28 protein-coding genes and 1 pseudogene are annotated in these 22,963 nt (G+C 58.2%); 13 read left to right on the top strand and 16 right to left on the bottom strand.

Going from position 1 to position 22,963, the window contains the following annotated elements; genetic code table 11:
- Nucleotides 1–25: 25 nt before the first annotated feature.
- On the bottom strand, nt 26–892 hold the full coding sequence (locus AXE86_RS04970; RefSeq protein ID WP_061945276.1) for a helix-turn-helix transcriptional regulator: 867 nt from the start codon (nt 890–892) through the stop codon (nt 26–28).
- 249 nt (nt 893–1,141) lie between these two features.
- Here AXE86_RS04970 and AXE86_RS04975 point away from each other — a divergent pair, with 249 nt between their 5' ends.
- The 6 genes from AXE86_RS04975 to AXE86_RS05000 all read left to right on the top strand — a co-directional run bounded on the left by AXE86_RS04975 (nt 1,142) and on the right by AXE86_RS05000 (nt 7,566).
- Nucleotides 1,142–2,932 carry an L-fucose isomerase gene (locus AXE86_RS04975; protein WP_061945278.1) on the top strand — a complete coding sequence of 597 codons (1,791 nt, stop codon included), beginning with the start codon at nt 1,142–1,144 and terminating at the stop codon, nt 2,930–2,932.
- A 14-nt stretch (nt 2,933–2,946) separates the two neighbouring features.
- Nucleotides 2,947–4,419, top strand: coding sequence for a rhamnulokinase (locus AXE86_RS04980; protein WP_061945280.1), 1,473 nt, complete (start codon nt 2,947–2,949; stop codon nt 4,417–4,419).
- Nucleotides 4,413–4,856: an RbsD/FucU family protein gene (locus tag AXE86_RS04985; RefSeq protein ID WP_061945282.1), complete on the top strand. Its 444-nt coding sequence runs from the start codon at nt 4,413–4,415 to the stop codon at nt 4,854–4,856. The genes AXE86_RS04980 and AXE86_RS04985 overlap by 7 nt, the downstream gene beginning before the upstream one ends.
- Before the next feature lie 12 nt (nt 4,857–4,868).
- Entirely contained in the window at nt 4,869–5,555 is a 687-nt protein-coding gene (locus tag AXE86_RS04990; protein WP_061945284.1) for a class II aldolase/adducin family protein, read from the top strand.
- A 31-nt stretch (nt 5,556–5,586) separates the two neighbouring features.
- On the top strand, nt 5,587–6,924 hold the full coding sequence (fucP, locus tag AXE86_RS04995) for an L-fucose:H+ symporter permease (RefSeq protein WP_061945286.1): 1,338 nt from the start codon (nt 5,587–5,589) through the stop codon (nt 6,922–6,924).
- A 189-nt stretch (nt 6,925–7,113) separates the two neighbouring features.
- On the top strand, nt 7,114–7,566 hold the full coding sequence (locus AXE86_RS05000; protein ID WP_061945288.1) for a Dps family protein: 453 nt from the start codon (nt 7,114–7,116) through the stop codon (nt 7,564–7,566).
- 109 nt (nt 7,567–7,675) lie between these two features.
- Here AXE86_RS05000 and AXE86_RS05005 read toward each other — a convergent pair whose 3' ends face one another.
- Together AXE86_RS05005 and AXE86_RS05010 are read right to left on the bottom strand one after the other, a co-directional pair.
- The gene (locus tag AXE86_RS05005) at nt 7,676–8,863 is read right to left on the bottom strand and encodes an MFS transporter (RefSeq protein ID WP_232294928.1); all 1,188 of its coding nucleotides are present in this window, start codon (nt 8,861–8,863) and stop codon (nt 7,676–7,678) included.
- A gap of 120 nt (nt 8,864–8,983) precedes the next feature.
- Nucleotides 8,984–10,015, bottom strand: a complete 1,032-nt coding sequence (locus AXE86_RS05010) for an AI-2E family transporter (RefSeq protein ID WP_061945292.1) — start codon at nt 10,013–10,015, stop codon at nt 8,984–8,986.
- A gap of 135 nt (nt 10,016–10,150) precedes the next feature.
- Here AXE86_RS05010 and AXE86_RS05015 point away from each other — a divergent pair, with 135 nt between their 5' ends.
- Together AXE86_RS05015 and AXE86_RS13565 are read left to right on the top strand one after the other, a co-directional pair.
- Nucleotides 10,151–10,429 carry a hypothetical protein gene (locus AXE86_RS05015; protein WP_061945294.1) on the top strand — a complete coding sequence of 93 codons (279 nt, stop codon included), beginning with the start codon at nt 10,151–10,153 and terminating at the stop codon, nt 10,427–10,429.
- A 204-nt stretch (nt 10,430–10,633) separates the two neighbouring features.
- A pseudogene (locus tag AXE86_RS13565) lies at nt 10,634–10,837 on the top strand (DUF4160 domain-containing protein); the annotation flags it as partial.
- A gap of 52 nt (nt 10,838–10,889) precedes the next feature.
- Here AXE86_RS13565 and AXE86_RS05020 read toward each other — a convergent pair.
- The 11 genes from AXE86_RS05020 to AXE86_RS05070 form a co-directional block, all read right to left on the bottom strand.
- Nucleotides 10,890–11,201: a type II toxin-antitoxin system RelE/ParE family toxin gene (locus AXE86_RS05020; protein WP_061945296.1), complete on the bottom strand. Its 312-nt coding sequence runs from the start codon at nt 11,199–11,201 to the stop codon at nt 10,890–10,892.
- Nucleotides 11,191–11,451: a type II toxin-antitoxin system prevent-host-death family antitoxin gene (locus AXE86_RS05025; RefSeq protein WP_061945297.1), complete on the bottom strand. Its 261-nt coding sequence runs from the start codon at nt 11,449–11,451 to the stop codon at nt 11,191–11,193. The genes AXE86_RS05020 and AXE86_RS05025 overlap by 11 nt, the downstream gene beginning before the upstream one ends.
- Before the next feature lie 109 nt (nt 11,452–11,560).
- Nucleotides 11,561–11,995 (bottom strand): F0F1 ATP synthase subunit epsilon, encoded by a 435-nt coding sequence (locus AXE86_RS05030; RefSeq protein WP_061945299.1) that lies wholly within the window; start codon nt 11,993–11,995, stop codon nt 11,561–11,563.
- Between the two features lie 3 nt (nt 11,996–11,998).
- Nucleotides 11,999–13,411: a F0F1 ATP synthase subunit beta gene (gene atpD, locus AXE86_RS05035; RefSeq protein WP_061945301.1), complete on the bottom strand. Its 1,413-nt coding sequence runs from the start codon at nt 13,409–13,411 to the stop codon at nt 11,999–12,001.
- 42 nt (nt 13,412–13,453) lie between these two features.
- Entirely contained in the window at nt 13,454–14,302 is an 849-nt protein-coding gene (gene atpG / locus AXE86_RS05040; RefSeq protein WP_061945303.1) for an ATP synthase F1 subunit gamma, read from the bottom strand.
- An 18-nt stretch (nt 14,303–14,320) separates the two neighbouring features.
- On the bottom strand, nt 14,321–15,838 hold the full coding sequence (gene atpA, locus AXE86_RS05045; RefSeq protein WP_009753343.1) for a F0F1 ATP synthase subunit alpha: 1,518 nt from the start codon (nt 15,836–15,838) through the stop codon (nt 14,321–14,323).
- Between the two features lie 17 nt (nt 15,839–15,855).
- A complete protein-coding gene (locus AXE86_RS05050; RefSeq protein WP_061945305.1) occupies nt 15,856–16,395 on the bottom strand; it encodes a F0F1 ATP synthase subunit delta in 540 nt (179 codons plus the stop codon).
- The gene (gene atpF, locus AXE86_RS05055) at nt 16,389–16,913 is read right to left on the bottom strand and encodes a F0F1 ATP synthase subunit B (protein ID WP_009753345.1); all 525 of its coding nucleotides are present in this window, start codon (nt 16,911–16,913) and stop codon (nt 16,389–16,391) included. The genes AXE86_RS05050 and atpF overlap by 7 nt, the downstream gene beginning before the upstream one ends.
- Nucleotides 16,914–16,952: 39 nt before the next feature.
- Complete coding sequence (gene atpE, locus AXE86_RS05060) at nt 16,953–17,204, bottom strand: F0F1 ATP synthase subunit C (RefSeq protein ID WP_050342353.1); 252 nt, start codon at nt 17,202–17,204, stop codon at nt 16,953–16,955.
- Between the two features lie 93 nt (nt 17,205–17,297).
- Complete coding sequence (atpB, locus tag AXE86_RS05065) at nt 17,298–17,978, bottom strand: F0F1 ATP synthase subunit A (RefSeq protein ID WP_006690455.1); 681 nt, start codon at nt 17,976–17,978, stop codon at nt 17,298–17,300.
- 51 nt (nt 17,979–18,029) lie between these two features.
- Nucleotides 18,030–18,413, bottom strand: a complete 384-nt coding sequence (locus AXE86_RS05070; protein ID WP_061945307.1) for a hypothetical protein — start codon at nt 18,411–18,413, stop codon at nt 18,030–18,032.
- A gap of 339 nt (nt 18,414–18,752) precedes the next feature.
- Here AXE86_RS05070 and AXE86_RS05075 point away from each other — a divergent pair, with 339 nt between their 5' ends.
- The 3 genes from AXE86_RS05075 to AXE86_RS05085 are packed head-to-tail and all read left to right on the top strand — an operon-like array spanning nt 18,753 to nt 19,671.
- Nucleotides 18,753–19,013 (top strand): hypothetical protein, encoded by a 261-nt coding sequence (locus tag AXE86_RS05075; protein ID WP_061945308.1) that lies wholly within the window; start codon nt 18,753–18,755, stop codon nt 19,011–19,013.
- Nucleotides 19,014–19,070: 57 nt separating this feature from the next.
- Complete coding sequence (locus AXE86_RS05080) at nt 19,071–19,262, top strand: type II toxin-antitoxin system HicA family toxin (RefSeq protein WP_061945309.1); 192 nt, start codon at nt 19,071–19,073, stop codon at nt 19,260–19,262.
- Nucleotides 19,263–19,275: 13 nt separating this feature from the next.
- A complete protein-coding gene (locus tag AXE86_RS05085) occupies nt 19,276–19,671 on the top strand; it encodes a type II toxin-antitoxin system HicB family antitoxin (protein ID WP_061945310.1) in 396 nt (131 codons plus the stop codon).
- A 72-nt stretch (nt 19,672–19,743) separates the two neighbouring features.
- Here AXE86_RS05085 and AXE86_RS05090 read toward each other — a convergent pair whose 3' ends face one another.
- Both AXE86_RS05090 and AXE86_RS05095 read right to left on the bottom strand, forming a co-directional pair.
- On the bottom strand, nt 19,744–20,466 hold the full coding sequence (locus AXE86_RS05090; RefSeq protein ID WP_061945311.1) for a DUF4198 domain-containing protein: 723 nt from the start codon (nt 20,464–20,466) through the stop codon (nt 19,744–19,746).
- Nucleotides 20,467–20,590: 124 nt separating this feature from the next.
- Entirely contained in the window at nt 20,591–21,310 is a 720-nt protein-coding gene (locus tag AXE86_RS05095; RefSeq protein WP_061945312.1) for a hypothetical protein, read from the bottom strand.
- A gap of 202 nt (nt 21,311–21,512) precedes the next feature.
- Between AXE86_RS05095 and AXE86_RS05100 the strand changes: the two genes are divergently transcribed.
- Together AXE86_RS05100 and AXE86_RS05105 are read left to right on the top strand one after the other, a co-directional pair.
- Nucleotides 21,513–22,448, top strand: coding sequence for an LPP20 family lipoprotein (locus tag AXE86_RS05100; protein ID WP_061945313.1), 936 nt, complete (start codon nt 21,513–21,515; stop codon nt 22,446–22,448).
- Between the two features lie 268 nt (nt 22,449–22,716).
- Nucleotides 22,717–22,941, top strand: a complete 225-nt coding sequence (locus tag AXE86_RS05105) for a TOBE domain-containing protein (protein ID WP_061945314.1) — start codon at nt 22,717–22,719, stop codon at nt 22,939–22,941.
- The last annotated feature ends 22 nt before the right edge of the window (nt 22,942–22,963 follow it).

Here is a 22,963-nt window from a genome sequence, read left to right on the forward strand (position 1 = left end):
TATTATATATAAAATATGCTGTTTGTCAAGCAGAATTTGCCTTCTGATACTTCAGCGGTGAGATGCCCTTATACTTTCGGAACGTCTTAATGAAGTAGCTGATGTCGTTGAACCCCGTCGCAAGCGCAATCTCCGTGATGCTCTCTCCACTGTGCGCGAGGCGGATGCACGCCGCCTCGATGCGGTAATGATTCAGGTAGTCGATGGGGCTGCGGTTCGTGATCTTCTGGAAAAACCGGCAGAAATAGTTCGGCGTCAATCCTGCCGCTGCCGCGAGATCGCCGAGGGTAAGCGGCTGATCGTAGGCATCGTCGATGAGCTGAAATGTCTTCTTGAGCTGCATGACACGCCGCCGGCTGCTCTCGCGCAGTGCCGCATTCGGTGCGTGGCAGAGTCTATGCTGCAGCACCGCACCAATGAAGCTGTAGAGCATCCCCGTGACGATCAGCTCATACCCCTCTCGCGCCCCCTTCATCGCCGTAAAGAGCGCGGCAATCATCTGTGGTACATCGTGTGTCTCGCCGGGGATGTATTTATTGATGAGAAGTTCATGCTCGAGGATCTTGCTCACGCGCTCCCCCGTGCATTGACTCCCGTGCAGGAGTTTCTTCATATCAAATACAATGCACTCGTAGACGGTCTCCTGATCCAGCGGCGCACCGCCGTGAACGATGCCGTCACGGATAAAGATGATGTCGCCCGCACGCGCCTGCACGGTGTCTTCGTTGAGGGAAAGCGTCAGCCCGCCGTGCAGAACGTAGACGATCTCGTACTCGATATGCCAGTGATAGGGCATGTGAAAGCGCGGGTGATGGCAGTCCACATGATGGAATTCGATCGGAAAATCAAAGCGTCCGCGCGTACGGAATTCGTTGTATCCCGCAGGTTTCATTGTATTCTCCTCTATTTCACAAAAGATAATATCGTCGCATTTTTAGTCAAGATCGTTATACCCCCCCATTTACCCTTATTGGTAATATTTCTCAAGTTATATCCATTTTATCAAAAAGATAAAATCGTTCTATTTTTACATAGTATAGCACAAGCACTGTACTCTGTTCAACGCTATAATACAGACATAACAGAAAAAAGCAAATATTCATCAACACGATGAATCACATGTGAAATGGAGGAAATTATCATGGCAGAAGCAAGATGCATTGGCGGTTATCCGGTGATCGGCATCCGTCCGACGATTGACGGGCGGCGCGGTGTTCTCGATGTGCGCGGCGCACTTGAGGAGCAGACCATGGGTATGGCACGCGCCGCGAAGAAGCTCTTTGAGGAGAACCTGCGCTACTCGAACGGCGAGCCTGTGAAGGTCATCATCGCCGACTCGACCATCGGCCGCGTCCCTGAGGCGGCGGCGTGCGCAGAGCAGTTCCGCCGTGCGGGCGTAGACATCACGCTGACGGTCACACCGTGCTGGTGCTACGGCTCGGAGACAATGGACATGGATCCGATGACGATCAAGGGGGTCTGGGGATTCAACGGCACGGAGCGCCCGGGCGCGGTCTATCTCGCCTCCGTCCTCGCGAGCCATGCACAGAAGGGGCTGCCCGCATTCGGCATCTACGGCCATGACGTGCAGGAGGCAGACGCCGAGGGTATCCCCGCCGACGTTGCAGAGAAGCTGCTCCGCTTCGGCCGCGCTGCCGTCGCCGCCGCTACGATGCGCGGCAAGTCCTACCTCCAGATCGGTGCGATCACCATGGGCATTGGTGGATCGATCATCAGCCCCGAGTTCTTCGAGGAGTACCTCGGGATGCGCGTCGAGTCGGTCGACGAGGTCGAGATCATTCGCCGTATGACGGAGGGCGTCTACGATCCCGAGGAGTACAAGAAGGCTCTCGCATGGACGAAGGAGCACTGCAAGGAAGGTTTTGACAAGAACCCCGAATTCGCGCGCAAGAGCGACAAGGAGAAAGAAGAGGCGTGGGAATTCGTCGTCAAGATGATGTGCATCATCAAAGACCTCTACAACGGCAACAAGAATCTGCCGAAGGGCTGTGAGGAGGAGGTCCTCGGACACAATGCAATCGCAGGCGGTTTCCAGGGGCAGCGCCAGTGGACGGACTTCTACCCGAACGGCGATTTCGCCGAGGCGATGATGAACTCCTCGTTCGACTGGAACGGTGCGCGCGAGCCGTACATCCTCGCCACGGAGAACGACACGCTGAACGGCGTTGCAATGCTCTTCAACAAGCTGCTCACGAACCGCGCCCAGATCTTTGCCGATGTGCGTACCTACTGGAGCCCCGAGGCGGTCAAAAAGGCGACAGGCTACGAGCTGGAAGGACGTGCAAAGGAAGGCAAGGGCTTCATCCACCTCATCAACTCCGGTGCAGCGTGCCTCGACGCGTGCGGTGAGATCAAGGACGGTGCAGAGTCTGTCATCAAGCCGTTCTGGGAGCTCACGGAAAAAGACCAGAAGGCGTGCCTCGATGCGACCGAGTGGTGCCCGGCGGACAACGGCTACTTCCGCGGCGGCGGCTTCTCCTCCCGCTTCCTCACGCGCGGCGAGATGCCCGCGACCATGGTGCGCGTCAACCTCGTCAAGGGTCTTGGCCCCGTGCTGCAGCTCGTTGAGGGCTGGACGGTGAACCTGCCCGACGAGGTCTCGGACAAGCTCTGGAAGCGCACGGACTACACCTGGCCGTGCACCTGGTTCACCCCGCGTCTGACGGGTGCGGGCGCCTTCCGCTCCGCCTACGATGTGATGAACAACTGGGGCGCGAACCACGGTGCGATCAGCTACGGACACATCGGCGCCGACCTCATCACACTCTGCTCCATCCTGCGCATCCCCGTCTGCATGCACAACGTCGCGGACGTCGATGTCTTCCGCCCCGCCGCATGGAACGCATTCGGCATGGACGCGGAGGGACAGGACTATCGCGCCTGTGCCGCCTACGGGCCAATGTATAAATAACATCGGAGGCTTCCATGGCTACGGAAAAATATGTGCTCTCCTTCGACCTCGGCGCCTCGGGCGGCAGAGCCGTCCTGGGCGCGTACGACGGCAGCCGCATCCGCATGGAGGAACTGCACCGCTTCACAAACGACCCCGTCCACCTTGGACGCACGATGTACTGGGATGTCCTGCGCCTCTTTCACGAGATGAAGCAGGGACTGCTGAAGGCACGCGGGCATAACATCGCGAGCATCGGCACAGACACATGGGGCGTGGACTTCGGGCTTTTGGACGCTGACGGCTGTCTCCTTGAAACCCCCGTCCACTACCGCGACCGCCGCACCGTCGGCATGAGCGGCGCGGCATTCCAAAAGATTTCACGCGAGGAACTCTACCGCATCACGGGCAATCAGATCATGGAGATCAACACCGTGTTTCAGCTGCTCGCCCTCAGGCAGCAGCGCCCCGAGCTGCTCGCGCGGGCAAAGACGCTGCTGCTCATGCCGGATCTCCTCAACTACTTTCTCTCGGGGGAGAAGCAGACCGAGTACTCCATCGCCAGCACGACACAGATGCTCGATGCGCAGAGGCGCACATGGTCGCGTGAGGTACTCACCGCACTCGACCTGCCCGCGCACATCCTCACGGACATTGTCCCCACGGCGACGCCCATTGGGCGCATGACGGAGGAGCTGTCCGCCGAGCTCGGCATGGGCAGACCCGACATCATCGCCGTTGCGGGGCATGACACGCAGAGTGCCATGGCGGGCGTGCCCACGGGAGAGGAGGACTTCATCTTCCTCTCCTGCGGCACATGGTCGCTCCTCGGCACAGAGCTGCGGGAGCCGATCATCAACGAGACCTCCGCCGCGTGCAACATAACGAACGAGGGCGGCTACGGTGCGCGGATCTCCTTCCTCAAGAACCTCATCGGCCTCTGGCTCATTCAGGAGAGCCGCCGTCAGTGGATGCGCGAAGGGCACGAATACTCCTACGGCGAGCTGGAGCAAATGGCGGCGGCAGCCCCCACACAGCGCTCCTTCATTCGCCCCGACGATCCCGCATTCCTGCCCTCGGGCGATATGCCGCTCCGGATCCGCGCCGCGTGTGAGCGCACGGGACAGCCCGTCCCCGAGACCGTCGGCGAAGTCGTCCGCTGCATCGACGAGAGCCTTGCCCTCTCCTACCGCGCGGCACTCACGGAGATCGAGACCTGCACGGGCAAACACTACGACAAGATCTATCTCATCGGCGGCGGCGTCCAGAGTCGGCTCCTCGCCCAGCTCACGGCGGATGCGTGCGGACGCACCGTCCTCGCGGGACCCATCGAGGCGACCGTCCTCGGCAATATCGCCCTGCAGCTGATTGCGGCGGACGAGGTCAGGGATCTCGCCGAGGCACGGGCACTCATCCGCGCCTCCTCCGACATCACGGCGTACGAGCCGAAGGACACCGACCAATGGGACGCACATTTTGAAAAATGGAAGGGGCTGACCCCATGCTGAAAGGAATCCCGAAAATCATCTCCCCCGCGCTGCTCAAGGTACTCGCCGAGATGGGACACAGCGACCGCATCGTCATCGGCGACGGCAACTTCCCCGCCGAATCGGTCGGTAAGGACTGCATCGTCATCCGCGCCGACGGGCACGGCGTTCCCGAACTCCTCGACGCGATCCTCACACTGTTCCCGCTCGACCCCTACGTTGACAAACCGATCAGCCTCATGGAGGTCATGCCGGGCGATCCCGTCGAAACACCGATCTGGGACACGTACAAGGAGATCATTGCAAAGCATGACGCGCGCGGCGCGGCAGCCGTCGGCACGATCGAGCGGTTCCGCTTCTACGACGAGGCGCGCACGGCGTACGCCATTGTCACCACGGGCGAATCCGCGCTGTACGCCAACATCATACTGCAAAAGGGTGTCGTCACGGACGCCTGAAAGGTGAGAGAAATGGATAATATAAAGGAAACCAAAGACGCCATCTGCGATGTCTGTCACAAGATGTGGCAGCTCGGCTGGGTCGCTGCGAATGACGGCAACGTCACCGTCCTCCTCGATGACGACACCCTGCTCGCAACGCCGACCGGCATCAGCAAGAGCTTCATCACACCGGAGAAACTCGTGCGCATCGACCGCGAGGGCAACATCCTTGAGGCAAATGAGGGCTATCGCCCCTCCTCCGAGATCAAGATGCACCTGCGCTGCTACAAGGACCGCGCAGACGTGCGCTCCGTCGTGCACGCGCATCCGCCCACGGCGACTGGATTTGCCGTCGCGCACATACCGCTTGACCGCTACGACATGATCGAGACCGTCGTCTCGCTCGGCTCCATCCCCATCACGCCGTACGGCACGCCGTCCACATACGAAGTCCCCGAGGCGATTGCGCCCTACATCCAGGAGCACGATGCCGTACTCCTTGAGAACCACGGCGCGCTGACCCTCGGCGCGAACCTCATTGACGCCTACTACAAGATGGAGACACTCGAACTGTTCGCCAAGATCAACCTCACCGCCTATATGCTCGGCGGACCGAAGGAAATCTCGCGTGCGAACATCGACAAGCTCATCGATCTACGCAGCTACTACGGCGTTCAGGGACGCCACCCAGGCTATAAGCACTACGCTGAGGAATAACTGAGATCAAACCGAACAGAGGGTGATTCACATGACCAAAGATACTGCCGCCTTCACAGCGGACGTGCGCGACGTGGACGATGCCCCCGTCGTGCCCCACCAGTACCGCGTATACTTCTTCCTGCTCGTCTCCTGCTTTGCACTCTGGGGACTGCTCAACAACATGACGGACAACCTCGTCCCGTCCTTTGCCAAGATCTTTATGATCAAGGCAGTCGACTCCTCTCTCGTGCAGGTCGCGTTCTACGGTGCGTATGCCGTCCTCGCACTTCCTGCCGCCTTTATCATCAAGCGCTACTCCTACCGCATGGGCGTCCTCGTCGGACTCGGCTTCTACATGATTGGCGCGTTCGGCTATATCCCTGCGGCGATCCTGCAGAGCTACAACCTCTTCCTCGTCTCCATCTTCATTCTCGCGGGCGGTCTCTCCGTCCTTGAGACCACGTGCAACCCGTTCGTTCTCTCCCTCGGCGACGAGTCGACCAGTGTGCGCCGTCTCAACTTTGCTCAGGCGTTCAACCCGCTCGGGTCCATGGCAGGGCTCTTCCTCGCGAAATATGTCATCCTCGCGCACCTGAACCCCGCCACGCTCGACGACCGCCTCGCCATGAGTACGGAGGCGCTCACCGCCGTCCGCGACGCCGAACTCTTCTGGGTCTGCGTCCCCTACGTCGGACTCATCCTCATCGCCTTCATTATATGGATGTTCTTCTATCGCAGCGGTCTCAGTGACCGCGATGCGGACGACACCATGAGCGTCGGTGAGGCAATCCGCCGCCTCGTCGCCCGCCCGCGCTATGCGTTCGGCGTTGTCAGCCAGTTCTTCTACGTCGGCGTACAGATCGCCGTCTGGACATGGACGATCAAGTACGTCATGACGAACATGAACCTCGTCGAGGCGGAGGCAGCAAACTACTACATCTACTCCATCTTCCTCTTCATCGGCTGCCGCTGGATCTGCACGTGGCTCATGAAGTACATCGTCCCCGCAAAGATGATGGCGGTCTTCGCCCTCAGCGGCATCCTCTGCTGCCTCGGGACCATCTACCTCCCGATCGAGATCTCCATCTACTGTCTCGTCGGTATCTCAGGATGCATGTCCCTCATGTTCCCGACCATCTACGGCATCGCCCTGCGCGGGCTCGGTCCTGAAGTGAAGTTCGGTGCAGCCGGCCTCATCATGGCCATCCTCGGCGGTGCCATCATCACCCCGATGATGGGCGCACTCGTCGACGGCGGCACACTCTCCGGACTTGTCAGCGGCTTTACCCCCGAGATCGCCGCCATCCGGACCGCCTTCTACCTCCCCGTCCTCTGCTTTGCCGTTGTGCTCGCGTACTCGCTTGCATTCCGAAATGTGAAGGACTAGGGAAAGATAAACATACATACCTCTCTCGGAGCTGTTGCAAAAATCGTGGCAGCTCTATTTTATTTCCCGCTATTTAATAATTACTATTGACAAATAAAAGCACGTGGTCTATAATAGCCAATGTCAACAGGATATGAAACAGATTCTTAAGGATCTGCGGTACAAAATGATGAAAGGGGATTTTCCACTATGTCACACGCAAATGACGCAAACCTGAACAACGCACTCAACACCTACATCGCCAACATCGGCGTCGGCTACATCAAGCTGCACAACCTCCACTGGAACGTTGTCGGATCGCAGTTCAAGGCAGTCCACGAGTACCTCGAGTCGCTCTACGATGCGTTCGCGGACGTGCTCGACGAGACGGCGGAGCTGCTGAAGATCGCGGGCGCACAGCCGGTTGCGAGCCTCAAGGGCTACCTCGCGATCGCTACGATCAAGGAGCTCGGCGACGAGGCGGTCGATCAGAAGAAGGCGCTCGAGATCACGCTTGCCGACCTTGAGCTGCTCCGCGATCAGGCGCTCGCGATCCGCAAGGCGGCCGATGCGCATGACTGCTTCGGCGTTGCGAACCTCATGGAGGATCACATCACCAACTACGCAAAGCAGATCTGGTTCCTCCGCTCCATGCTTGCATAATATTCTTCCCGACAAAAAAGCCGCCGTGCACCTGCACGGCGGCTTTTTCTGTTGAGAAACGAGGCGCAGCGCATTTCTGAGCCGCATGCCCGCTCATTAATCCGATCCGCTATGATTGTTCCTCCTGCCCTCTGTGCTGCGTCTCCTTCATAAAGAATGCAACGACGACGAGCACCGCCTCGAAGGCAATGACAATGATATCAAGTGCCGCCGCATGGCCGAGCGTACTCGTCAAAAAGCCCATCAAAGGACCGGAAAAGAACGAGAGGAAGTAGCTCGATGCACCGACGATGCCGGTCGCAAGCCCAATCTGCTGATGACTGACGCCATCCTGTGCGATCGTGTAGCCGAGAACATAGACAGCATGAAGCCCGATGCCCATCATCGCACCGACGATGTAGAGGAGCGGTGAGTTCTGCGGCATAATGTGGAAAATGACGAGGGCGCAGAGCGCGTTAAGTGCCGAGAGGAAGAGCACCGTCGGCCGCCGGCCGAAGCGATCGGCAAAGAATCCCAAAAGGACGCCGCTTAGTCCGCCGATCCCATAAATTGCGCCGAAGAACTGCCCTGCCTCCGTCGCACTGAATCCCTTATAGGTCATAAAGAGATACGGTCCCATCGAGGCGAAGCCCCAATATGGGATGATGTTCAGAATCTGAATCAGCACGGCGAGCCACACGACCTTGTTGAAGCCGACGGTGCGCACTGCCTCACACAGGTGAAGGCGCTTGACATCCTTGGACGTGTCTGTGTACCGCGCCCGCAGTCCTACGATGAGGAGAAGGCCGAAGATGACGGTCACAACGCCCATGTGCTGAAGGCCGACGCTCCACTCTCCCGTGCGCTCGAGGCTCCATCCGTAGTAGGCGGGGCCGACATACGCGCCGATCGAATAAAAGGTCATCATGAGACCGTTGAGCATTGCGCGTGCCGCAGGAAAAATCGAGCCCGCCACGGAGTACATGACGATGTTCCAGCAGCCCTCTGCGACACCGAACATAAAGCGCCAGAACGCCGCAGCAGCGAAACTCGCCGAGGTCGTCACAAGAGCCGTCATACAGCCGAGCCCAACCATCCCCATGACAAGCATCCGCTTGCGTCCAAAACGGTCTGCCAGATAGCCTGCAGGAATGTCAACAAGTGCCTGCCCAAGAGTAAATATCGTGCCGATCGTGCCGAGCTGAACGGCGGTCAGTGAGATGCTCGCCGCGACGGCTTTGAGTCCGACGCCGAACGACAAACGGTTGGCCGAGTAAAAAGCATAGCCTAGAGCCAGCAGGAAAAGCTGAAACCACACGATTTTGGGGATGTTGGAAAGACTTTTTTCATGATAGGTCGCTTCTTTCGGTTTGTATTTGTGTGAGTAAAGCTGCATTCCCACAGTTCATATCATAATGCCTCATCAAAGAATTTTCAATCACGGCTTTTCTTCCTCCCCCTCCGGCGTCTCGGTTTTCTGCTCATGATAGATGTCCGTCACAACGATCTTGACAATAACCATGAAGGGAACGGCGAGGAACATTCCTGCGGCACCGAGGATCTCGCCGCCGAAGACGACGCCGAGAATGACGGCAACGGGGTGGAGGTGGAGGCTTTTGCCGACGAGGGCAGGATAGACGATGTTGTGGTTGACCTGCGTAAGCGCGACGTAGAAGAGCGCAGTCTGCACGGTGAGCTCGCGCATCGCTGAGGCGGTCATGAGTGCGCCGAGGGTCGAGGCGACGGTGGGTCCCAGCACGGGGACAAACTCGCTGACGCCCGACAGCAGGGCAAAGACCGAGGCATACGGCAGCCCCATCAGTTTGAAATAGGCGAAGACGACGACACCCGTGATGACACACATGACGATCTGACTGCAAATGTAGGCGCGCAGTGCGATGAGCAGGGTGTCAAAGAGGCGGAGGACACGCCGCCGCGCGGTGTGCGGAAAGAGATCGGCGAGCCAGAGTTTGATCGTGAGACCATCCTTCAGAAGGTAGAACGATACGAAAATGATGATGACAAAGTCGATGACCTTCCCGAATGCAACAAGGAGAAAGGAGAGCGAGGCGCGCAGCAGTTCTGCGCCGACGCTGCGCAGACGGTCGAGGATGTTCACGAACTCATCTTTGATAAAGTCGGTGTCCGAGAGAAAGGGAGGCTGCTGCAGGCTCTGACCGATGGTCGGCAGCTCCGCGACGAACCGCTGAAAGGATGGGAGGACGGAGCGTGAGATGATGCTCGCGAGTGCGGCGAGCACGAGGATGAAGGCGATGATGGCGATTGCCGACGCAACCGAGCGCGGTATCCGTCGTGCCTCCATGAAGTCCACCGCAGGCTTTAGGAGGAGCTGCAGGAGCAGCGAGAGGAAGATGATGAATGCAAAGTCCTGATAGAACCAGAACGTTGAGAGCAGGAGCGTAAACGTTACGGCGAGAATGATGGACGTGCGGTAGTTGGCAAGATTCATAGATGCCTCCTTTCTGCGAGCGGTATAGGCTCATGATAGCATATTCAGTTCGCACCGTCTATAATGCTTATGTCTCATGGAGTCTATTGACCGAAAACACGGTCTGACGTATACTTTTTATAAGGAGGCGGCATTATGAAACACTACTACAGCACGATCGACGGCATTGTCACGACGTTTTCGGATATTCACTGCTCCGCCGCAAAAGGTGAGAGCCTTCTCGTACACATGGAGCGCGCCCAGGAACACGGATTTGACACGGCTGAATTCCTGCTGCCGAGCATTACCTGCACGAAGTACAGCGGCTTCACCGAGGACGAGCGTACGAAGCTGACCGAATTTGTACGGAATAACAGTGCGCTGATCTGGGAGATTGCACGGGAGGATGGTGAGCTCGTTGCCGACGTGGGGTGATTTGTTCGGTTATCGTATCTTTGGGGGAATCACTGATAAAATGAAGTCCGTCAGATTTGCGCAGATTTTTTCGTCCTGTCAAGGAGACAAACCGGACGCATAGCCAAAGCTATGTGGAGGATTTGTCGACACAGACAGGGCAAAAAAGATGCGTTAAGATGGCGCGGCTGAATTTATCAGTGATTCCTTGGGTCACACGAGGAAAACGAGCCTGTCTACGTTCATGTGTGCAAGGGCGCGCCGTCTCCGAATGCCACAAAGATTTGGATACCGGCGGACGGCAATCCCGTTGTTGCACACAACCATGGAAATATCCCCGCAAAGGATCTGAACCGGCTGCTTAAAGGTATCTCGGCAAACAAAGAAAGCATTGTATTCGCTTGGTATCAGCACTTTGGCTGTCTATAAAAATCAGAACCGCCCTTACACTAGACTGCACAAGAGTGGTTCTTTGTCTATATTACAGTTTATTTCTATAATTTTCACGCATATGAAAGAATCCGACGACGTAGACGATGCGCTTCTCAATACGATAAATAAGAAGATAGTTATGATGCGGGAGGGCTATCTTCCGATATTCCTTTGCCCGGAGGCAAGTATCACGACATAGCGGAAAGGCTTCCGGCAGATGTTCCAATCGCTCGTAGACGACTGCAACATCATCCAAGACGCTGCGTGCTGCATCGGGATTGCGTAGTGTCTGTGCGATGTACGCAATGCACGTATCGATCTGCTCATTCACATACGCCGGAACAATAAGTCTATAGCACATATTTCAGTCTCGTACGAGCCAGTGCCTCGCGTGCGTCATACGTCCGCCCCGCCTCAATATCCTCCTCGGCACGAGCAATCTCGCGATAGATATGTCCCCGTTCCTGCATGTTTTCGTACGTTTCCATGCTCATAAAGACCATGTCGCCGTAGCCGTTCTTCGTGACGTAGATCGGCTCGTCACTCGCGTGGCACATCTCCGAGATGCGCGCGGTATCCTTGAGATCCTTGATGGGAATAATCTGTGGCATGATGCACCGCCTTTCTAGAATGGGATAATTATACCATAGTTTATACAGATTCTCCAATACAAAAACGCCCCAACCAATACGGCTGAGGCGGTTTTTCTATCCCGGTGAATCATGCACCGGGCTTCACTGTCTTCGCGGTCTGCAGGCGTGCTGCGGCGCGTTTCAGCGCGAGGGAGGCGCGCTGCTCGTCGATGATGCCGCCCTGTGTATCGGGGCTCTCGCGCAGGAGCTGGAGGCGCTCCTGCGCACGCTCGTAGGCGCGCTGTGCACGGAGGACGTCGATCTCGATCGGCTCCTCCGCAGCAGTTGCGAGAACGGTGATCTTGTCGGGGGTAACCTCCATGAAGCCGCCCGCCACAGCGATGAGCTGTTCCTTGGCGTCGACATGAATCTTCATGGCATGGGGCTCAAGTCCCGTGACGAGGGGAATGTGCTTCGGCAGTATGCCGATCTCGCCGCCCGTGGAGCGGGCGATGAGCATGTCGATGTCGGCGGCATAGACCACGCGGTCGGGAGATACGATCTCCAGCTTGATGGTCGCCATCCGTCATTCCTCCTCTTTGAGCTTCTTCGCCTTCTCGATGACTTCGTCGATGCTGCCGACCATGTAGAAGGCAGCCTCGGGGAGGTCGTCGTGCTTGCCGTCGAGGATTTCCTTGAACCCGCGGATCGTGTCCTTCAGCGCGACGTATTTTCCGGGCGAGCCCGTGAACACCTCGGCAACGGCGAACGGCTGCGAGAGGAAACGCTGGATCTTGCGCGCACGCGAGACGGTCAGCTTATCCTCGTCGGAGAGTTCCTCCATACCGAGGATGGCGATGATGTCCTGCAGATCCTTGTACTTCTGGAGCACCGCCTGTACACCGCGCGCGACTTCGTAGTGCTCCTGCCCGATGACGTGCGGGTCGAGGATGCGCGAGGTGGAGTCCAGCGGGTCAACGGCGGGGTAGATGCCGAGCTCGGCGATCTGACGGGAAAGAACCGTCGTCGCGTCGAGATGGGTGAATGTCGCCGCCGGTGCCGGGTCGGTGAGGTCGTCCGCGGGGACGTAGACCGCCTGCACGGACGTGATCGAGCCCTTTTTCGTGGAGGTGATGCGCTCCTGCAGGGCACCGACGTCGGTCGTCAGCGTCGGCTGGTAGCCAACGGCGGACGGCATACGTCCGAGCAGAGCCGAGACCTCGGACCCTGCCTGGATGAAACGGAAGATGTTGTCGATGAAGAGCAGAACGTCCTGTCCCTGCACATCACGGAAGTACTCTGCCATCGTGAGGCCCGTCAGAGCGACGCGCATACGTGCTCCGGGCGGCTCGTTCATCTGGCCGTAGACGAGGGCGGTCTTGTCGATAACGCCCGACTCGGTCATCTCCGACCAGAGGTCATTGCCCTCACGCGTACGCTCGCCGACGCCCGCAAAGACGGAGTAGCCGCCATGCTCGGTCGCGATGTTGTGGATGAGCTCCATGATGAGAACGGTCTTGCCGACGCCGGCTCCACCGAAGAGTCCGACCTTTCCGCCGCGCGAGTACGGGGCGATGAGGTCGACGACCTTTATGCCCGTCTCGAGGATCTGGGTCGATGTCTCCTGCTCGTCAAACTTCGGGGCGGCGCGATGGATCGGCCACACCTCTTTATTGCCGACGGGTTCGGGATTGTGGTCAACGGTCTCACCGAGGACGTTGAAGACGCGTCCGAGGGTCGCCTCGCCGACCGGCACGCTGATCGGCGCGCCCGTGTCGTCCGCCTCCATGCCGCGCATCAGGCCGTCGGTGGAGCTCATGGCGATGCAGCGCGTGACGCTGTCGCCGAGGTGCTGCATGACCTCGACCGTGAGGTCGATGTCATGGTCGGCCGTCTTGCCCCTGACCTTGATGGCGCTTAAGATCTCCGGCAGTTCGCCCGCCGGAAACTCAATATCTACGACAGGTCCGATGACCTGTACGACTTTACCTTTTGCCAATGGAAAACCTCCTTACCTCCATGCACGCGGCGTACATGGATGTCACTTGAGTGCCTCGGCGCCGCCGACGATCTCGTTGATCTCGTTCGTGATGCCCGCCTGACGTACCTTGTTGTAGTAGAGGTCGAGCTTCCCGATGAGCTCCCCGGCGTTGTCGGTCGCGTTGCTCATCGCGTTCATGCGTGAGCTCAGCTCGCTCGCCGCCGACTGGAGGAGCGCCGCATAGATGGTGGTGAAAAGGTACTGCGGCAGCAGTGCCCCGAGCACCTCCTCGGCATTCGGCTCATAGATGTAGGGTGCCTGTGCGTGTCCCTCGCCTGCCTCTGCGGTAAAGGGCAGGAGTTTCACGGCCTCGGGCACACAGGTAATGGCCGACACGAAACGCGTGTAGACCATGTAGACTTCTTTGATCTCACCGGACTCAAACGCACTGATGAGCGTGCGCGCGATCTTCTGCGCGTGCGACGCCTGCGGGCGCTCGCTGATGCCGACGCGCTGACTGATGATGTCAAAGCTGCGGTTCTTGAAGAAGTCGCGTGCCTTGCGCCCGACGGTGACGATCTGCGTGTTGGACTTATCCTCGACGAGCGTCATCGCCTTTTTGAGTGCGTTGCTGGAGTATGCGCCTGCGAGCCCCTTGTCCGCCGCCATGACGAGGATGAGGCGCTTGCCGCTCTCATGCTGCTCGAGGAGCGGATGCGCGATGCCCGTCGCCGCTGCCGCCACGCTGCGGATGACCGCAGCCGTCTTTTCGGCATAAGGACGGTTGCTGTTGGCTGCCTCCTTGGCACGGCGCAGACGCGAGGTCGCGACCATGTCCATGGCGTTCGTGATCTGCTGGATGCTCTTGACGCTGCGGATGCGCCGGCGGATGTCCTGTAAATTTGCCATATACGGTCACCTCTCCCCTTACGCTTCTTTGTAGGAGATGGTTTCCTTGAACTCCGCGATCGCCTTCGTGATGTCTCCCTCGAGCCCATCGTCCAGCTTCTTCATCTCCGTGATCGCCGCTGCGATCTCCGGATGCGCCGTGCGCATGAACTTCAGGAAGTCCGTGTGGAAGGTGACGACCTTGCTGACGGGGATGTCCGCGAGATGGCCGCGCACCGCCGTAAAGATGACGAGCACCTGCTCCGCAACGGAGAGCGGGCTGTACTGCGCCTGCTTCAGCGTCTCAACCATGCGGGCACCGCGGTCGAGCTGTGCCTTCGTCGCCTTGTCGAGGTCCGAGCCGAACTGCGCGAATGCCGCGAGCTCGCGATACTGTGCGAGGTCGAGACGCATCGTGCCCGCGACCTGCTTCATCGCCTTGATCTGGGCGGAGCCGCCGACACGCGAGACCGAGAGACCGACGCTGATCGCCGGGCGGATGCCCGAGTAGAACGAGTCGGTATCCAGCATGATCTGACCGTCGGTGATCGAGATGACGTTCGTCGGGATGTACGCCGAGAGGTCGCCCGCGAGTGTCTCGATGATCGGCAGTGCCGTGATGGAGCCTGCACCGAGTGCGTCGGAGAGCTTTGCCGCGCGCTCGAGGAGGCGGGAGTGTAAGTAGAACACGTCGCCCGGGTATGCCTCGCGTCCGGGCGGACGGCGGAGCAGGAGCGACATGGCGCGGTAGGCCGCCGCGTGCTTGGAGAGGTCGTCATAGACGCAGAGCGCGTGACCGCCCTTGTACATGAAGTACTCTGCCATCGCCACGCCCGCATACGGTGCGAGGTACTGCAGCGGCGCAGAGTCTGCTGCCGTCGCCGCGACGATGATCGTGTAGTCCATCGCGCCGCCGTCCTCGAGCGTCTTGACGACGCGCGCGACGGTGGAGGCCTTCTGACCGATGGCGACGTAGACGCAGATACAGTTCTGTCCCTTCTGGTTCAGGATCGTATCGACGGCAATCGCCGTCTTGCCCGTGCCGCGGTCGCCGATGATCAGCTCGCGCTGGCCGCGGCCGATCGGAACGAGGGCATCGATCGCCTTCAGACCCGTCTGGAGCGGCTCATGGACGCTCTTGCGGTCGGCAATGCCGGGTGCCGGCGACTCGACCGGACGGAACTCCTTCGTATCGATGGGTCCCTTGCCGTCGATGGGGCGGCCGAGTGCGTCCACGACGCGTCCGACCATCGCCTCGCCCACGGGCACCTGCATGATGCGTCCCGTACGCTTTACGGTGTCACCCTCCTTGATGAGGGTCTCGCCGCCGAGCAGCACCGCGCCGACGCTCTCCTGCTCGAGGTTCAGCACGAGCCCGTAAACATCGTTGCCGAAGTCGAGCAGCTCGCCTGCCATCGCCTTGTCAAGGCCGTAGATATGCGCAATGCCGTCGCCGACCTCAAGAACCGTGCCGACGTCGTTGACGTTCAGATCGACATCATAGTTCTTGATGCGTTCCTTGATGATGGAAGTAATCTCTTCCGGATTCATTTTCATATTTCGCTGTCACCCCGCTAGTTCGCCATTAACTCTGCCGTCATCGCTGCCAGACGTCCCTTGATGCTGCCGTCGATGCGGCGGTCGCCGATGCGCACCACCACGCCGCCGATGAGCGAGGGGTCGCGGTGCTCGCGCAGGGAAACCTCTTTGCCCGTCACGCGTCCGAGCTTTTCCATCAGCTCTGCCTTCTGCATCTCGCTGAGCGGCTCCACCGTCGTGACATCCGCCACAGCGATGCCGAGCTTCTCGTTCGAGAGCTGCACAAAGATCGCGCTGATCGCCTCGAACACCATCATGCGCCGCTTGTCGATGAGCAGCAGGAGGAAGTTCAGCACCATCTCGCGCACATCGTCCTCGAACACTTCCTTCAGGAGGGACTTCTTGTCCTCGGGCTGGATGTTCGGGTTGCAGAGGTACGCCTTCAGCTCCGGGCAGTCGACGTATGTCTGCTGCACCTTGGCGAGGTCATTTCCGTAGGCGCTGAGCGCGTTCTCCTCGCACGCCAGCTCGAAGATCGCACGCGCATACTTGCGCGCCAGCTCCATGTTCAGCATGACGCGTCACCGACTTTTTTCGCGTCGAGCTTTGCGATGAACTCGCCGATGATGGCGTCATTGTCCTTTTCGTCCAGATTCTTCTGGATGATCTTGCCCGCCGCTGCGAGCGATAGGGCGACGACCTCGGCCTTCAGCTGCTCCACCGCATGGGCGCGCTCGCGCTCCATCTGTTCCTCGGCGGACTTCTTCATCTGCTCGATCTCACGCTTCGTCGCCTGGATGCTCGCCTCGCGCTCCTCGCCGGCACGCTTTTCTGCCATGTCGACGATCTCCTGCGCCTTCGTACGCGCCGCAGCGAGCTGCGCCTTGTACTCGTTCAGCGTCGCCTCCGCTGCCGCGGCATCCGCATCCGCCTTCTCGATGCTCTCAGCGATCTTCGCCTTGCGCTCGTCCATCATGCGCACGATCGGCTTGTATGCCACCGCGCGCAGAAGTGCAACGAGAATCAGGAAGTTGATGATTTGGATGGGCAGCGTCCCGTTGAGATCAATCAGGCCTTGCGTAATTTCACTCAATTCCTATGCCCCCTTTGCAAAATCCGTGCCACATGCGTCTTAGTGAATCAGCGGATTTGCAAAGAGCATGATGATGCCGAAAACGACGCCGATGATGGCAAGAGCCTCGATCAGACCGACCGAGATCAGCGTACGCGTAAAGAGGACGCCGCCCGCCTCCGGCTGACGTGCGAGGCCTTCGATGAAGCGGCCCGTGACAAGGCCGTCACCGATACCTGCGCCGATTGCGGCAAGACCAAAGCAGAGACCCGCACCGATAAGAGCGCCTGCGACCATGATTGCGTTTTCCATGAAAAGATCCTCCTTAAATATGTGAACAAAATCTTCGTGTCCGTGCCTGCTGCACGGTGTGCAAAACCTGTGTGGTCACGACCGATACTGCCGTTAGTGACCGTCGTCCGTCTTGATGGCAGCGCCGATGTACGCCGTCGACAGCATCGTAAAGACCAACGCCTGCACAATGCCGACGAACACGCTGAACGCGAGCCAGATCACCGACGGGATCGTCGAACCGTTCCCGAGGAGCTGCAGCAGGATGTGAATCAGAATCTCACCCGCCAGAATGTTGCCGAAAAGACGGAACGACAGCGTAATCGGTTTCGCGAGCTCCTCGACAATGTTGATGATGATGAACGGTGCGACCGGCTGGAAGAAATGTGCCACATAGTGCATTCCCTTCACCGCCAGTCCCAGGACGTGCATCATGACGATGACCAGCAGGGCCAGTCCCAGGGTGGTGTTCAGATCATTTGTCGGCGATGCCATCGTCGGAATAAGACCAATCCAATTCGACACGAGAAGGAACAGGAACAGGGACACGATGAACGTGGACAGGAATCCACGCCCGCGCGGGCCCATGTTCTCCTCCACCTGGTCATGCAGAGCCTCGATCACCGTCTCCATCATCATCTGCCAGTTGGACGTCGGCACAACCTTCAGATTGCGTACCGCCAGCCAGCCGATCAGGAGCACCACGGCCATCGAGATCCACGTCATGACGAGGGTCTGTGAATTGAAGGTAAATCCGGCGATCTGCACTGCCTCGCGAACACCGATTTCGTGCATAACCTCTACCTCCCTCGGGGGTCTCCCCCAGTTACCTATCGAAACCGCCTTTCAGCGATTCCGTCTATCGGCGCGTATCGTCCGCACGATCAGCTGCACCATCATGATCGCGTGCATCAGGAGGAATCCTCCCACTGCCGCGAAGAAATGCCGCACGTCCGTTATCGTTGCCGCCCAGAGAACCGCTCCGATGAGGACGAGCATCAGCACCAGCCCGATCTGCACCTGCGCCGCACCGCCTGTCCCGCGCCGCGCCGCACGCAGAAGGCGCCGCGCAAGCTGGACAAAGTAGAGCGCCGCCGCCGCCGCGCCCGCCGTGAGTGCCCCGATGAGCGCAAGCTCTCCCATCATGAGGAGAGCCGCCGCACCGAGGAGAACCGCCGCCGCAAACGCCAGACCGACCTGCCTCCAATACGCCGATAAAACCTGCCTCATATTCCTCCTCCGACCGCGCACGCAACAAGACCCCGACATCCACCATGAATGTCGGCGCACGCGCCGTCTTCGTTGAATATCAGTACCTTTATCGTATTCGACGCGATACCAAAAAATCCTTGCGAAAGAATACAATAGGCAAGGCACTTTTTCAATATTCCGTCAATACCATAAAGCGGGATTATTTACATTCGCCGTAACGATGTACTTCCCTTATGGTTATTATACGGGGTTCTACGGATTTCCGCAACCGTATTTTAATGTTAAATTGAATTTTATTCTTGTATTGTATCATAGGCTCTGATAAAATGAGCCGATTACAGAGAGAGGAGCGCATCCATGACCATCGAGGGAGCTGTCATTATCGAGAAGGGCGTCATCTTCGCCATCATCCACGTCGCGCCTGAGGTCACGCGCTACACCATCAAATCCACGCAGACCCGCCGCGCCCTCATGCGCTTCTTCCCCGGCATGCCCATCATCCTCATGAGCCTCACACCGCAGGGCAAACCGCAGTACTACGGACGCAAGGACATCGTGGACTTTTTGAATACCGTACGCCTCAATCAGATCCCGTGGAAGAAGTATCATATTGTGTAGGTATTTCTTGACAAAACGCGCATTAGTGTGTATAATCTATGCAAAGGAGGTGCGCCTATGACGACGGCAGAACTCGTACGCTTGCTCAAGAAAAACGGCTGCATCTTCGTCGGACACAACAAGCGTCACGATATGTACCGGAGTCCCGCGACAGGCAAGACCTTTATGGTTGGTCGTCATCCGAGCGAGGAAGTCCGCACCGGCACACTGCACAAGATTCTAAGGGATGCGGGCATCTCCATGCGATAAAGGAGGGTTCTCCATGAAATACATCTATCCCGCCATCTTTACTGAGGAGGAGGACGGTATCCTCGTTGACTTTCCCGATCTGCCGAACTGCTACACGGACGGCGCAACGATTGAGGAGGCGTTCGAAAACGCGGAGGACGCACTTGCCCTTGCTCTCTGGCAAATGGAGGAGACACAGCAGGAATTTCCTGCGCCATCCACCCCCGCCGCAATCAATGTACCGAGCGGAGCCTCTGTCGCTCTCGTGCGGGCAGATACACTCCCCGTACGTCAAATGAATGATACACGTACCGTGCGCAAGAACGTAACCTTGCCCGGTTGGATGGACACCCTTGCACGCGAGCGCAACATCAATTTCTCGAAGCTCCTGCAAAACGCCATCCGCAAGGAGTGCGGCATTGGTGTCTGATGCCTGATTGATCCCATCGAAAAAGCGCAGCCACACACGCAGCTGCGCTTTTTCCGTTTTCAGATATACATTTTACTCCGCAGGGAGGATGAACGAAAGCGAGCTGAAGATCTTCTTCGTCACGTTCGGATTGTCCGTCGGGAAGCCGACCTCGACGCCGATCACGTTCAGGCCGTTGTTCGCCACGCGCACGGAGACGAACCCATCTGCATCCGCCTGCGTCTCGGCCGTCAGGTTGCCGAGCACATCCGCGATGACGGGTGCATTCGCATAGGGCTTGCCGTCCTTATAGATGCGCAGGTTCAGCGTGTCGCCGCGCCGCAGGGTCAGCGGATTCACCATCGGAACGATCTGGATGGGCACATTGTAGATCCCCGCCGGACGCACCTTGTCGCTCCAGTAGTGGACGTTGTACTTGTAGGCGTACGTCACCGATACGAGGTTCTCGATGTTCGAGTAGTCGCGCGTCGGAATGACCTTGCCGTCCGTCGTCTTGGCGAAATAGCCATAGTCAAAGAACGTCGCCGTCACACCGAGATCATCGCCCGGCACAATGGTGATGTTCTTCTCGCCGTCCACGCGCTCCACCGTCGTCGGCTGGAAGTTCACATCGTACGCATCAATGCGCTGGACACATGCGGGGTCGTAGGCATTGTCCAGGGGGCCCTCGCCGAGCACGAGTGCCTTCGTATCGACGCGGTTCGCAAAGAACACGCCGTGCGCATCCGTCGATGCCGCGGTCATCGAGAGTCCGATGGCCGCACCGAGTGCCGCCGCCAAAAGCTTTTTCTTCATTAGATTTCCTCCCATCAAAAATAAGGGGTTCTGTGAATGCATACTGCCACTCCTGTATTATTATAGTATAATTGATTTCTATTTGCAATAAGAAAAAGTACATATGAACAAAACGGGGGCAGCGCTATCCATCGATCTCCCCCGAGATCAGCGCACTGCCCTTGGGAGTTTCGTCAACGGGGACGAGATTGCGCCCTGCAAGCGGCTCATCGACAGGGATAAGTCCGCGCGCGGCAGGCTTCGTCGGCGCAAGACCATAAGCGGCATCTCCTTGCCCGCGCAGAGCATCGATCTCATGGTGCAGCCACTTCAGCTCCTCTGCGTGCTCGTGGAGTTCCTGATTTGTATCGTTACTTTTTTTCAGCCGCGAAAGTTCTGACCGCAGTGCTCTGACCTCCCTACGCAGGGCATCTAGATCATCCTTATCCGCACTGGCATCTGACATGCTCGACGATAGGCTTTTGGCAAACTCCAAATCTCTTTCCAAACGCTCCTTTTCCCTCGTAATCTCCGCGATGTTTTCGCGCGCCTCCCGTCGAAAGTCCGTAAATCGGTCCTTATATTCCTTCTGCCATTCGTCGGTTTTCACCTCAAGCTGCTCCACACGATCCCCCATCAGAAACATGATACAGACACCAAGATAGATACCAGTCAGCAAAAGCCCTCCCAGAATGTACAGTATCGGTTCGTTCTCTGCGCCCATCTCCTTCAGCCCATGATAGACCAGCCCCACGCCGATCAGCAAAGGCAGAAGAAACCATGCCTTTTTAACAAAATATACCCCTGCTGCGAGCATTGCGCCCAGGATCGCGATCGCAGCTAAAGCAGCCAGAACAGCATTCATCTTCCGTCATCTCCTCTTCGTCCAATATCTCCACAAAGATACTGTCTCGATTATACCATGTCGAAAGTAATTTTCAACAGGATATGGCAACCATGTTCTAAGGATCTCATAGAATACTAATCGCTTTTTTATTGCTCTCTATTCTTCATCTGAGATATTCGATATAGATTCATGCTTCGGATAACTTCAAGGAGGAATATTTATGCACATTGTAAAAGCCTTTGCCCTTGCCGTCCTCATGCTCGCACTCGCCGTCTGCTTAGCTGACACGGCAGAGGCAGCGACCGACTGGGACGGCGGACGCATCCGCGCGGAGGGGACAGGCGTCGCTCCCGCACGTACGGTGAGTGCGGCACAGGCGCGTGCCCTCGCCCGCCGTGCCGCCATCGCCGACGCCTATCGTCAGCTCGCCGAGCAGATCCAGGGCGTCGCCGTCGATGCCTCGACCACCGTCGAGGACATGATGGTCACGAACGATACCGTCCGCACCCACGTCAGCGCCCTCGTGCGCGGTGCGCGCATCGTTGAGGAAAAAGCGCTGCGTGACGGTGCCTACACCGTCACCCTTGAGGTGCCCGTCTTCGGCGTCAGCTCCCTCGCGGGCTCCGTCTTTACCCCGAACACATCGCGTGAGCGTTGGGTAAGCCCCGACAGCGTCTATGAGCCCTACACGCCGCGCGACTACGACACGACGGGCTACGGCACATACGGCCGCCGCAGCGGTGATGACGGTACGACAACCACGCCTGCCGCACCGGTGCGACGTTCCCCCTCCACCAGCTCTGCCGCAGCAGCACCCGACGGACGCGCCATCGGCGGCTATACGGGGCTCATCGTCGACTGCCGCGGCATGGGACTGCGCCCCGTCATGAGCCCTGTCATCAAGACAGAAAACGGTCGCCCCATCTACGGCTACAAGAACCTCGACAGTGACAAGGTCGTTGCGAGCGGCATGGCAGGCTATGTCCGCAGTGAGGCGGACGCCACACGTGCCGGGCAGAACCCGCTCGTCGTCCGCGCCATCCGCGTGGATGGCAATGCGAACCCCGTCCTCTCCGCCGAGGATGCACGCCGCGTCCTCATCGAGAACGGCGCAAGCGGTTTCCTCGACGCAACGAATGTCGTCTTTATCCGCTAAGCAAAAATAAAGGAATCACTGATAAAATGAGGTCTGCCAGATTGGCGTAGTTTTTTTCGTCCGAACGAGGTGGAAAACCGGACGCAGAGTGGTGCTCTGTGGAGGATTTTCCGCCGAAGTGCGGGCAAAAAAATGCGTCAAGATGGTTGTACCGAATTTATCAGTGCTTCCTAAATACACAAAACACCGTATTGCTATGATAAAAATCATAAACAATACGGTGTTTGTGTGTTATAATATAAAAGATATCGAAAGAGGGGGAAACTATATGAAACTTAGTGCAAGGAATCAGCTTAAGGGCAAAGTCGTCTCCATCGAGAAGGGCGCCGTCAACGGCATCGTTCGCATCGAGCTCAAGGGCGGCGACGTCATCACATCCACCATCAGCATGGGCGCAATCGAGGAGCTCGGTCTCGAGGTCGGCAAGGAGGCGTATGCCGTCATCAAGGCAACGTCCGTCATGGTCGGCGTCGATCATCACCACAAGTGCTAAGAAATCTCTGGCTTAGACAGAC

The sequence above is a fragment of the Selenomonas sp. oral taxon 136 genome (assembly GCF_001554015.1).
Taxonomy (GTDB): domain Bacteria; phylum Bacillota; class Negativicutes; order Selenomonadales; family Selenomonadaceae; genus Centipeda; species Centipeda felix.

Bases quoted from the DNA above. Each gene is read 5' to 3' on its own strand.
- AXE86_RS05075 (WP_061945308.1), top strand. From the start codon at position 18,753: ATGACCATCGAGGGAGCTGTCATTATCGAGAAGGGCGTCATCTTCGCC.
- AXE86_RS05090 (WP_061945311.1), bottom strand. From the start codon at position 20,466: ATGAAGAAAAAGCTTTTGGCGGCGGCACTCGGTGCGGCCATCGGACTC.
- AXE86_RS05030 (WP_061945299.1), bottom strand. From the start codon at position 11,995: ATGGCGACCATCAAGCTGGAGATCGTATCTCCCGACCGCGTGGTCTAT.
- AXE86_RS05070 (WP_061945307.1), bottom strand. From the start codon at position 18,413: ATGAGGCAGGTTTTATCGGCGTATTGGAGGCAGGTCGGTCTGGCGTTT.
- AXE86_RS05015 (WP_061945294.1), top strand. From the start codon at position 10,151: ATGAAACACTACTACAGCACGATCGACGGCATTGTCACGACGTTTTCG.
- AXE86_RS04980 (WP_061945280.1), top strand. From the start codon at position 2,947: ATGGCTACGGAAAAATATGTGCTCTCCTTCGACCTCGGCGCCTCGGGC.
- AXE86_RS05020 (WP_061945296.1), bottom strand. From the start codon at position 11,201: ATGTGCTATAGACTTATTGTTCCGGCGTATGTGAATGAGCAGATCGAT.
- atpE (WP_050342353.1), bottom strand. From the start codon at position 17,204: ATGGAAAACGCAATCATGGTCGCAGGCGCTCTTATCGGTGCGGGTCTC.
- atpG (WP_061945303.1), bottom strand. From the start codon at position 14,302: ATGGCAAATTTACAGGACATCCGCCGGCGCATCCGCAGCGTCAAGAGC.
- AXE86_RS05050 (WP_061945305.1), bottom strand. From the start codon at position 16,395: ATGCTGAACATGGAGCTGGCGCGCAAGTATGCGCGTGCGATCTTCGAG.
- atpA (WP_009753343.1), bottom strand. From the start codon at position 15,838: ATGAAAATGAATCCGGAAGAGATTACTTCCATCATCAAGGAACGCATC.
- AXE86_RS05100 (WP_061945313.1), top strand. From the start codon at position 21,513: ATGCACATTGTAAAAGCCTTTGCCCTTGCCGTCCTCATGCTCGCACTC.
- AXE86_RS04970 (WP_061945276.1), bottom strand. From the start codon at position 892: ATGAAACCTGCGGGATACAACGAATTCCGTACGCGCGGACGCTTTGAT.
- AXE86_RS05025 (WP_061945297.1), bottom strand. From the start codon at position 11,451: ATGCCACAGATTATTCCCATCAAGGATCTCAAGGATACCGCGCGCATC.
- AXE86_RS04975 (WP_061945278.1), top strand. From the start codon at position 1,142: ATGGCAGAAGCAAGATGCATTGGCGGTTATCCGGTGATCGGCATCCGT.
- AXE86_RS05010 (WP_061945292.1), bottom strand. From the start codon at position 10,015: ATGAATCTTGCCAACTACCGCACGTCCATCATTCTCGCCGTAACGTTT.
- AXE86_RS04990 (WP_061945284.1), top strand. From the start codon at position 4,869: ATGGATAATATAAAGGAAACCAAAGACGCCATCTGCGATGTCTGTCAC.
- fucP (WP_061945286.1), top strand. From the start codon at position 5,587: ATGACCAAAGATACTGCCGCCTTCACAGCGGACGTGCGCGACGTGGAC.
- AXE86_RS05095 (WP_061945312.1), bottom strand. From the start codon at position 21,310: ATGAATGCTGTTCTGGCTGCTTTAGCTGCGATCGCGATCCTGGGCGCA.
- AXE86_RS05105 (WP_061945314.1), top strand. From the start codon at position 22,717: ATGAAACTTAGTGCAAGGAATCAGCTTAAGGGCAAAGTCGTCTCCATC.
- AXE86_RS05085 (WP_061945310.1), top strand. From the start codon at position 19,276: ATGAAATACATCTATCCCGCCATCTTTACTGAGGAGGAGGACGGTATC.
- AXE86_RS05000 (WP_061945288.1), top strand. From the start codon at position 7,114: ATGTCACACGCAAATGACGCAAACCTGAACAACGCACTCAACACCTAC.
- AXE86_RS05080 (WP_061945309.1), top strand. From the start codon at position 19,071: ATGACGACGGCAGAACTCGTACGCTTGCTCAAGAAAAACGGCTGCATC.
- atpB (WP_006690455.1), bottom strand. From the start codon at position 17,978: ATGCACGAAATCGGTGTTCGCGAGGCAGTGCAGATCGCCGGATTTACC.
- AXE86_RS04985 (WP_061945282.1), top strand. From the start codon at position 4,413: ATGCTGAAAGGAATCCCGAAAATCATCTCCCCCGCGCTGCTCAAGGTA.